Origin of the sequence: Microvirga tunisiensis (genome assembly GCF_009296175.1) — a bacterium.
Taxonomy (GTDB): Bacteria; Pseudomonadota; Alphaproteobacteria; order Rhizobiales; family Beijerinckiaceae; genus Microvirga; species Microvirga tunisiensis.
This window is the reverse complement of the sequence record NZ_VOSK01000255.1, coordinates 1-9,208: the sequence shown is the minus strand read 5'-3', so window position 1 is coordinate 9,208 and position 9,208 is coordinate 1. Positions and strand designations below refer to the sequence as shown.

General features: G+C 54.4%; 8 protein-coding genes. 1 reads left to right on the top strand and 7 read right to left on the bottom strand.

The window, feature by feature from the left end:
* Window positions 1-250: 250 nt before the first annotated feature.
* The 7 genes from FS320_RS32440 to FS320_RS32410 form a co-directional block, all read right to left on the bottom strand.
* Entirely contained in the window at window positions 251-1,189 is a 939-nt protein-coding gene (locus FS320_RS32440; RefSeq protein WP_162003394.1) for a BsuBI/PstI family type II restriction endonuclease, read from the bottom strand.
* A complete protein-coding gene (locus tag FS320_RS32435) occupies window positions 1,182-2,744 on the bottom strand; it encodes an Eco57I restriction-modification methylase domain-containing protein (RefSeq protein ID WP_152716549.1) in 1,563 nt (520 codons plus the stop codon). The genes FS320_RS32440 and FS320_RS32435 overlap by 8 nt, the downstream gene beginning before the upstream one ends.
* A 223-nt stretch (window positions 2,745-2,967) precedes the next feature.
* Complete coding sequence (locus tag FS320_RS32430; RefSeq protein ID WP_162003393.1) at window positions 2,968-3,672, bottom strand: Sir2 family NAD-dependent protein deacetylase; 705 nt, start codon at window positions 3,670-3,672, stop codon at window positions 2,968-2,970.
* A 110-nt stretch (window positions 3,673-3,782) separates the two neighbouring features.
* Entirely contained in the window at window positions 3,783-4,667 is an 885-nt protein-coding gene (locus FS320_RS32425) for an HNH endonuclease signature motif containing protein (protein ID WP_152716548.1), read from the bottom strand.
* Window positions 4,664-5,470 (bottom strand): OmpA/MotB family protein, encoded by an 807-nt coding sequence (locus FS320_RS32420; protein ID WP_152716547.1) that lies wholly within the window; start codon window positions 5,468-5,470, stop codon window positions 4,664-4,666. Before FS320_RS32420 ends, FS320_RS32425 begins: the two co-directional genes overlap by 4 nt.
* 3 nt (window positions 5,471-5,473) lie before the next feature.
* Window positions 5,474-6,781, bottom strand: coding sequence for a hypothetical protein (locus FS320_RS32415; RefSeq protein ID WP_152716546.1), 1,308 nt, complete (start codon window positions 6,779-6,781; stop codon window positions 5,474-5,476).
* A 1,080-nt stretch (window positions 6,782-7,861) separates the two neighbouring features.
* Window positions 7,862-8,743, bottom strand: a complete 882-nt coding sequence (locus tag FS320_RS32410) for a hypothetical protein (RefSeq protein WP_152716545.1) — start codon at window positions 8,741-8,743, stop codon at window positions 7,862-7,864.
* A gap of 248 nt (window positions 8,744-8,991) precedes the next feature.
* Between FS320_RS32410 and FS320_RS47255 the strand changes: the two genes are divergently transcribed.
* The coding region (locus tag FS320_RS47255; protein ID WP_210252227.1) for a hypothetical protein at window positions 8,992-9,208 on the top strand (217 nt) is incomplete at its 3' end.

Here is a 9,208-nt window from a genome sequence, read left to right as displayed (position 1 = left end):
CCCCCGCGTCCTGCTCCCGCAAAATTCCAATAATCTGCTCTTCCGTGAACCGTGAACGCTTCATTGTCCGTCCTTGTGAGGGGCCGGACTCTAACTCAACGTGGAGGAAAATTTCAGCGGCAGGTCATGCCGAAAGCACGTCCTTGACCCATGCAGGGACGATTTCACTGGCCGGTCCATACCGGCGTTCATCGAACTGACGGGCGTTATCGGAGGGTTTCAGGTTGATCTCGCAGATGCGTGTACCTACTCAGGAACGCGGTCCTAAGAAGCGGTCGCCATTATAGTGGATCATGTGGTCTGGCATTTCTGCGATCCAGACTTCCGTTTCCCACGCAATTTCTGTGATCCACCGCTTAAACTCGGTAAGAGTTGGAAACGCGCTGACGTATACCGGGCCAGCGGAGCAGTTTCGTAACATATCCTGAATCTCAAGGATTCGTTTAGGTGTCATCGGCCCATGTGAAGTGACTGCCTCAATGAAGAAAATCCAGTTTCGAGCCTCATCGTATAGCACCACGTCCGGCAGTTTATCGTGCTCGGTTAATGTGATCCCGAGTGCCGAGAAGCGTCGGTCGTCCCTGTACAAATCTTTATTCTCGGTATCGCCAAGATAGAGAACCTTAGAACCATGGGCGAACCGCTCGGCAAAGTCCTCCACTATGGCTCTTTGTACCTTGTTGTGTTCGCCGGGAGACAATCGAAGCTCTGTACCATCGTGAAGACGAACAGGGATGCGTTCCATATCCCTTCGCTTTGCATACGCCTCAGCGAGTGCGCCATGACTTGCAACGAAGGCAGCCGAAGCTGCTTCCCATCCTGGGGTTCCAAAGGCACGGACAGCGATAAGCGCCTCTTCCGTGATTGCGTAATGCGCCTTCGGGGAGTTCGTCGGCAGGTGCGGCTCAAATGGATTGTAATCGGCAACCCTAGCTTGCACGAATTGGTGCAAGACGAACCTCCGAAAGGTCTCGCGAGTATTAGGCGCATACTCCTTTCCGAAGACCTGACGTACGTAATCCATGACACCCTTGGTGACAGTGCAGCGGATACGTTCTGCCTTGTTCCAGGAATCCGTTGGCGTAAGCCCACATAGCGCCAAGAGTGTGTAGCCTGCCATTGCCGTCTGTTGCGCGGGTGGAAGGCCAAGGGCACGCAGGATCTCCTGAGCTTCTTCAACACTAGCCACAGGCAGCAACCTCTCGCTCCACGAGCGCATCAATAGCTTCGAGATCAATCAGGACACGTGCCTGAACGCCAATCCGCACGATTGTTTCGAGTGGCGGAAGCGGCATGGAGCGCAGTTCAGTAGCAGAGACCTGAGTGTTACCGTTTACGGCGCGAAACCACGTATCCAAAAGGCTGCTGTTCAGGAGAGCCGCAATGCCGAATGCTTCATCCTCCGATAGAGAACCACCGGGCTTGTAAATGTAGTTTAGGTGGTTCTCTAGGCCGAGCATCGGCGCATCTATAGTGTTGGCGATATAGGGGGCAGCCACGAGCCGCCGCTTCTCCTCTTTTGCTGAGAAGCGCCTCAGCAGGACATAGTTGGCGTTGGCCACCAAAATGGGGCGCGATGCTATTACATCCTGAATGTACTCGGGCTTCCGCCGCGCCAAAGGCCAACGAACTTGCATCGGGTGAACATGGTTCATCCAAAGCAAGGGTACATAGCCGGAGCCACCTTCATTGCTCTGGAACTCGACAGCCCTAAACGGGACCACTGGACCTGTTGAAATCTTCCACTTGTATGCCGAGAGCGATCCTGACCAAGCATCGACCAATTGCATGATGTCATGGTCATTCTGCGTGGCTGGGATTCGCAGCACACGGTCGCGGGCTTTAAGGTCAAGGACTTGATCTATTTCGACTGTCCGCACCTGACGCTCTTCAAGATCAGGAATCCCCGCGCTGGTGCTAATCGCGATGCTGCCACCGGACCAACGATCTTCCCTGGTCGCGTGCAGGATAATGTTTTCCTGCAAAACAGCATCTCGCGCGAAAGCATCGCGGCGTGACCCGAACACATGCAGAAGCCGAGGACGGACAACACTAAAGAACCGCTCACGGAAGGCCCGAAAATAGGGTCCAGAAGCAAAACTGCGCGGCGTGATGAAAATGAAATCGCCAGCCGGGCGTAGAAGCGCAGCACCTATAGCCATGAACAGGCCATAGATGTTGGGTTGCCCGTGAACCACACTTAGAGCCGCCTGGGCTCGGGGATCAGCCTTGTTGAGCTTGAAGTAGGGAGGATTTGAGATCACTACATCATAGGACCGTTCGGCACCGGGCGAGAACAATCCGCCGAGGCCCTCAATGGCGTCGGCATTTGCAAGTACGAAGTCCCGCACACGGATCTCGAACGTGAGTTCGATTCCCCGTCCACCAGCCCACCCTGCGAGAGATGCCAGAATGGCCTGAAGATGCTCGGCCAGTGCTGGATCAATCTCATAGGCTGTAATCTCAATCCGCTCAGGGGGCTTGTCATTCTCAGCTAGCGCTTCGACAGCCCCGCAAAGAAGAATTCCGGCTCCCGCCGCAGGATCGAGAAGTCTCACCACCTTACCATGCGGTCGCACCAACCCTCCCATAAAGCGGGCGACTTCTGGCGGCGTCAAATACAATCCATGATTTTTGCGGTGGTCGGCAGTGACCTTTGTAGCATAAGCAGCGCCGATCTGATCGGCCAGAGCCACAGGATCGGAACTCGTATCGGTGAATTGGATTTGGGAAAGATCGTTCATGTGACGAATGTACCTGTCCCAAAGATGGAAGCACCCTGGAAAATCCACCTTTCCTCAAGTTTCGACGGCATCGCAGTCCATTCTGACATAAACCAGCAGAAATGGCAGAAGCCGAAACGAAGGGGCTGATGAGACTTGGCCTCAGTTGAGAGGCTTGACCCCGGAGCTTTCCAGCGCAGCGATATAAAATCACTAAGCGCAAAAAGGTATCAGTAGCCGGGGTTCATGTTGATGTGAGTATCTCCCCAACCCATGTCGGCACAGCCTCGCTCGCCGGTCCGTAACGCCTTTCATCGAACTGACGGGCGTTATCAGATGGTTCCAGGTTGATCTCGCAGGTGCGGATACCATGCCCACGTGCCTCTGCGACGAACCCCGCAGCCGGGTAGACCGAGCCCGATGTTCCAACTGAAACGAATAGGTCTGCCTCAAGCAGGGCATCGTAGATGGCGTCCATGAAGAGCGGCATCTCCCCAAACCAGACCACGTGAGGACGAAGGTTGCCTGTGTCGCCGCAGGAAGGGCAGGGCGTATCAACACTCAGATCTTCGCACCATGGCATGATTGCCCCGCAGGCAGCACAACGTGCCTTCAATAGCTCGCCGTGCATGTGCGTCACTTCGCGTGATCCGGCACGCTCGTGCAGATCGTCGATATTCTGGGTGCAGAGGAACAGCTTGCCGCCTCGCTCCTCCAAACCAGCTTCGAGGCGAGCCAAAGCATGGTGGGCAGCATTGGGCTCAGCCTCAATCAGGTTTCGTCGCCGCATGTTGTAGAAGGCGTGGACCTCATTCGGGCTTCGGGCGAACGCCTCTGGTGTCGCCAACTTCATTGGATCGAAACGAGACCAAAGGCCATCCTTGTCACGGAAGGTGCCGAGGCCGCTCTGTGCTGACACCCCAGCCCCGGTCAAAACGAAGATGTTCACGATCCCTCCTCATGCGGTCGCTTTGAGGTCGCTGCGGCACCTGAGCGCCACTTCTTCTAACGCCTGCGAACGCGCGACCGAGCGGCGGCAATAGATAGGAGGCCAATTCATTACGAACCCGAATCTAAAACGGTAGCCGTCTCATCGATGATGCGTAAAAATTGGTAGTAGCGGGCGTCGTTTTTTATGTGGCTGTGATCAGGCTTGTTTGCGTGGCATCGGATGCAGAGCACTTCAAGATTTCTGGGGTCGTTATCCCATTTTAGGGCGTTCCGATGATGCACGTGCAGGTATTGGCGCATTGCGGGATCAGAGAGGTTTATGTTGCAATCTATGCACCGCCAGCCACTCTTGACCCGGAGCGTCTGGCTGATCTGCCCGAAATCATCGGTGTAATTATTGCGTGGCGCATTGTCCTCGTCGAAACGTGGTTTTTGCAGATGGAGAGAGACTGGATACTGCTCGAAGAACTTACTCAGGAGAAAGTTCGTGACTCTTCTTTTGCGTTCGGCAGAGGAAAGCTGCATGGCAAACCCGTGGAATCGGAGTTTGTCGAGGCAGTTCTGGCAGACGGATAGATTATGTAAGCCTGTGTGGGTCTGACTGGATTTGATCACGTTAAGCGTAAAACGCCCATCGGTCCGGGTCGAAACAACATAGCGGTTGAACTTCTTTTTCTCTTTCATCTGCAAAAGAGTTGCACATTCCGCAACATGATAGCGCGGCTGAAACTGGCCGTGTCCGTAGTCCGCAACATCTCGGATATAGAGGAGGACCCGGCTGGTCTTGAAGGCGAGTGTTCCGTCTTCAAGCACCCTGATCTCATCCAACGTGACATCGAGGCCATCCGTGGATGTAAGCCGTTCAAGCTCGAACTCAGATAGGCGTGCTGCATCAATATGGACGGTCAGATCACCATACACATCACGCGGGATGCCCATCTTCTCCTTCACAGCGTTGAGAGGGGCGAAGTCAAAGAAGTTAGGGAGTTTCATTGTGCCTCAGCTTGAAGAATTGCTGAGATCCGAGCGTCTGCATTCGTTCTGACGCGGAACTCGACACGTTGCGACCCGATCCTATTTTCAGTTCCGTCCGAATTGTACCTCAGCCTCGATGACGACAAGCCATTCGCTGTTAGATGAGACCTTAGCCAAGCTCGATGTTCGTCGAGCTTCGGCAGATTCAGTACGTACTTGAGGGTCGTCCGGGTTCTGGACTGGGACAGTTCCATATTCGAAAAATACGCGTCGTCCGTCGTTTGTCCCTTCCAGACACTGGATGTGTGGCCTTCGATGCGAATCTCTTCGATGGAGTCTTTGTATTTGTCTGATGTGAGTATGCTGATATAGCGGGGGAAGAAGTCCTCCAATATCCTGCGAAAACGCTCCTTAAGTATATCTTCGCCGGAGTTGAACAGGACATCGGGCTCACGGAACCGAATAGTCAGGTCGCGGTCGAGATCAGCGCCCCAGGAATTAAGAGCGTCTTCGAATTCCGCTCGCAAATCCTCATAAAGCTGTGCCTTCATCAGGTCGTAGACATGCGCAACTTGCCTGATTTTGTCAGCCTCAATCTCAGCCTTGCGAGCGGTGTCCTTGTTTATGTTGGCGAGAGTTTCCGCTTGTTGTGCAGCGTGTTGCGCTTTTTTGGCATCCTCATCGACCTGAACCATAAAGATGATGGCCACGAGCATGAACATCATCATTAGACCGGTCATCAGGTCGCTAAGAGGTATCCAGTGCTCCTCACGGGCCACGGGAGATCCGGATGTCTGTGGGAAAAGCTCATTCAGCGCCATGGGCTACTCGGCTGCCACTGCAACGAGTCTGTGCAGTTTGTCAGTCAGCGGCGAGTAGTCACTGACAAATTTCTCCGAGAGCGCCGCCAACTGTCGTCCGAGACTTTCGAGTGACTTTTTTAGCTCCTCAGTCAGGGCTGCGTCGAGAACGGCAACTTGCTCTCTCATCTTGCCAGCAGTGTCGCCAAGATGCTTGTTGAAATCTTCGTTGATTTTGCCGAAGTCCTGACCGACTGACTGGACGGAGTTTCGCATAAGGAGGACGTTTTCAGCGAGTGCCTTGCTGACTTCCTTTTGGTTGGTGGCGACTGCATCCCCAAGCTGGGTTGTCAGAGTAACTACGTTCGTCTTCAAGTCATCGTTGAGTTTGCTGAAGTCCTGGCCAACCGACTGGATCGAGTTCCGGATAAGAAGGGCATTTTCAGCCAGTGCGTTGTTCACTTCCTTTTGGTTCGAGGTGACCGCATCTCCGAGTTGGGTTGTCAGAGCGACAACCTTCGCCTTGATCTCCTCGTTGATTTTGCTGAAGTCCTGACCGGCTGATTGGACTGAGTTCCGGATAAGAAGGACGTTTTCAGCGAGTGCGTTGCTCACTTCCTTCTGGTTTGCGGCAACTGCTTCTCCGAGTTGGGTCGTCAGAGCAACAACCTTCGTCTCGATTTCGGGTAGGCTTCCCGATGCCGCCTGCAACAGGGTGCCAAGTTGGCTAAGAACATGAGTAAGCTGCTGCTTCTGTACCTCAAGAGCCGAGAGCATTGTAGAAAGGTCAGATGCAACACCTGAGAACACCGAGGCGCGATCTACCAATAGACGGTAGTCGCCAGTTGCGGTTTGCATTGCGGCTGCCGCCTCGGCCTGCCGTGCTGTAATTTCCTCAATATGTGTTTTGTACTGCTCTTGCCAGACCACAAGTGCTTGGACGGCCTCGTTAAGTTGCTTGAAGTTATCTCCAAACTGGTCCGTTATTTTGGTGTTGAATTCGCGAACTACGTCCCGCAGGGCCTCGATGAGAGTCTTGGAGCCCATTTCAGAGAGCTTCATAAGCGCTTCTTGCTGCGCCCGACCTAATGTTTCGAGCCTGTCATTTGTGTCCTGGCGCAGTAATTTGATCTGAGATATCAGCGTTCCATCGTCTGTACCAACGAGGGCTTGTTGTATGCCCTTGAGGAGGGCAGCGAGATCAGCGGCGGTGATTTGCCCGTCTGCCCCAGACCCTGCGTGTGGTTGTCGAACGCCAATGAAGAAGTGCCTGAACTTGATCGTCAGCGCACCGCCGACGCCTACGACCGAAGCCCAAAAAGCCGTCTTCAAGCCACCGAGGAGCGTTGGAATGCTCGCCTGAATGTTGCTGGTGTCGAACTCGGCGAGGCCGAGAGCGATTCCGAGGAAGGTCGCGAAGATGCCAGTCGTTGTCGAAGATGCCAGTCGTTGTCGAAGATGCCAGTCGTTGTCAGGATTGTCGGGGCGTAAGCTACTGTCTTTTCATTGTACCTGAGATGAAACAGTATTGTTAGGATTGCGACCACGGCCACAGCGATCTGCGCCTCAAGCGGCAGCGCTCTTACAAAATGCTCCATGACTTCGCCCCAGCTTCGCGCAACTTTGTTGCGTAAATTTTGATGGGTGTCGGGAACCCGTCACCTGTCATAAACCTTACAGAAAAAAGTCCTTAAAGGCTACGCTTTAAGGGTATCCAAGGTGCGACATGTGTGTGGCGCGAGGTCCATGAACGGAGGTATTTGCGTGTTGCAAGCGCCCAGTTGACGGAACCCCAGTTTTGCAGCTTGCACAGGTGATCTCAATTTCCCCTTATTGGACAGCCGCTTAAACGGGAGTGCCAGTTTCCTATGGAAGGGGTGGTCCGACGAGTTCGATGCCATAATGCTAGCAGGTGCTGGCGAGAGCCCCATCCGGTTCAGGCATCGCAGTGATCCTCGCCGGATAAATACAAGAAACCCAACAATGAGGATATCGATGGGCTGCCGTCAAACTACTCAGGCCCCAGGCATGTGGCATGCGGCACTCCCCACTGGACTGAGATTTGCTTCCAACACGGCGGCACGGCGTACCACTACTCCTCACGTAGTTGATTGCATCGGACTGGACCGGACTACCCTCCCGCTCCCAGGTGTATTCGAACAAGCCTACCGGGAACGTGAGGAATGGTGTCGCGAGAACTGTACCGGTAAATTCGTAATTCGGCCTCTCGGCCCCTGTCCGGAAAGACTTTATGGACGGCGCTTCAGCTTCGAGCGCCTCAGCGATGCGACCTACTTCAAGATGCGCTTTCCCACGATTTAGGTCGGTGTCATTCGCAACGCAGATACACCGCCGATGAAGCTCTCAACGCGAGATGTTGAGTGGCTGCCCATCTGGCAGCCCACCCAGTGATCATACCCGATGCTTTTGCCATAGGGTTCGGACGGTTTTCACATCCTTTCCTACCTCGCCAAGTATGGTTGCTTGCCCTTTTTGGACGCGGGCTAACAGCAACGTGTACTCATTTTGACTGGTTCGCTGACCTTTTAGTTTGAACGTGGCAAAGGGTTTGGCCTCATGCTGCACCCGAAATAGGTTCCATTCGAAGTTCGCTTTTTGGCGCTTCTTCTCTCGAAGATCCCGTCTGTCATCCTTGGTCTCGGATGCGACAATGGCTTTCACAGTTGCCAGGAGTGAAGGCGCACGCCTGCTACCGGTTTGCTGATCCGCGAGCTTTGAGATCCAGCGACGCACGGCCCCTTGGGTTGGCTCAACCTCGTGGATCTCCCAAGCCCACAGCGCGATGGACCAGTCGTGTACCGTCGAGTTTGGCACCGAAACACCCGCAGCTTTGACGATTGCTCGAACCATACCAAGATGATGTGGTGTATCCCTGCGGATCTTGATCTTGGCGCGGTGCAGTAGAGCGCTACGAAACCCGGAGTCGTTCAAAGCTCGCATCGAGAGTGGGTATAGCAAGCTGAGCGTTGTATGTGCGGCGCGTTGGCCTCGCTCGACTAAGTGTCCGAGCACTTTATGAACGCGTTGAACCTCGATGACAGCGGCATCGATAACGCCATCGTAGTCGTCGGCCTGGGGACTGACCGCAGGTAACGTTTGCCCCGCCTCAACACAGGCCGGAACCTCACCTTCGTGTTGATCCATTGCTGAAATAGGTGGCGGGCTGCCTGTAGTACTTGCCGCTGGCAGAGCATCGGTTCGGTCGTTCCCAGTCTCCAATCCGATATCGGATGAGAATCTGCTTGGCGCAGTTGCATTCACTCGCTTGTTCATTCCGTGCCTCTTCTGGCGGCGCTACGTTGCCGGAAGAGTGCGCAGAAATGCCTCCCCGACAGCCGCGAACCGCGTCTGTTGTGTGGTTTTGGGAAAAGCTTTCAGTATGGCTTGGCGAGTAGAACGCCTTTGACCTCAGCACCGTGTCCCGATGGGAGGCCATGGATGTTGGCACGCGTGTACCAACTCATAGGCAAAGTATGGTGTCACGGATTAACCAACGCGCATACGGGTGTCAAGCGGCTCATATGGCTTCGTACTGGGTCCGAGAGATCATCGTCGCTCCTCACCTGATCATCCTTTTCCCCGAACATCCGACGTTCGGATGTTTGCTCACGACCCTCTCCGTTCCTGTTCCAAAAACCCTCTCGAACTCGGACCTCGCAAGCCCTTATTTTCCGGTCGTCCATGAAGCTGTTTCGGGCGTGGCGGAATACATCGGGCTTTACCTATCGGGTAACAGAC

What these genes read in the sequence shown, in the direction of transcription:
- FS320_RS32410 (WP_152716545.1), bottom strand. Translation starts at nt 8,743, where the DNA reads ATGAACAAGCGAGTGAATGCAACTGCGCCAAGCAGATTCTCATCCGAT.
- FS320_RS32425 (WP_152716548.1), bottom strand. Translation starts at nt 4,667, where the DNA reads ATGAAACTCCCTAACTTCTTTGACTTCGCCCCTCTCAACGCTGTGAAG.
- FS320_RS32420 (WP_152716547.1), bottom strand. Translation starts at nt 5,470, where the DNA reads ATGGCGCTGAATGAGCTTTTCCCACAGACATCCGGATCTCCCGTGGCC.
- FS320_RS32435 (WP_152716549.1), bottom strand. Translation starts at nt 2,744, where the DNA reads ATGAACGATCTTTCCCAAATCCAATTCACCGATACGAGTTCCGATCCT.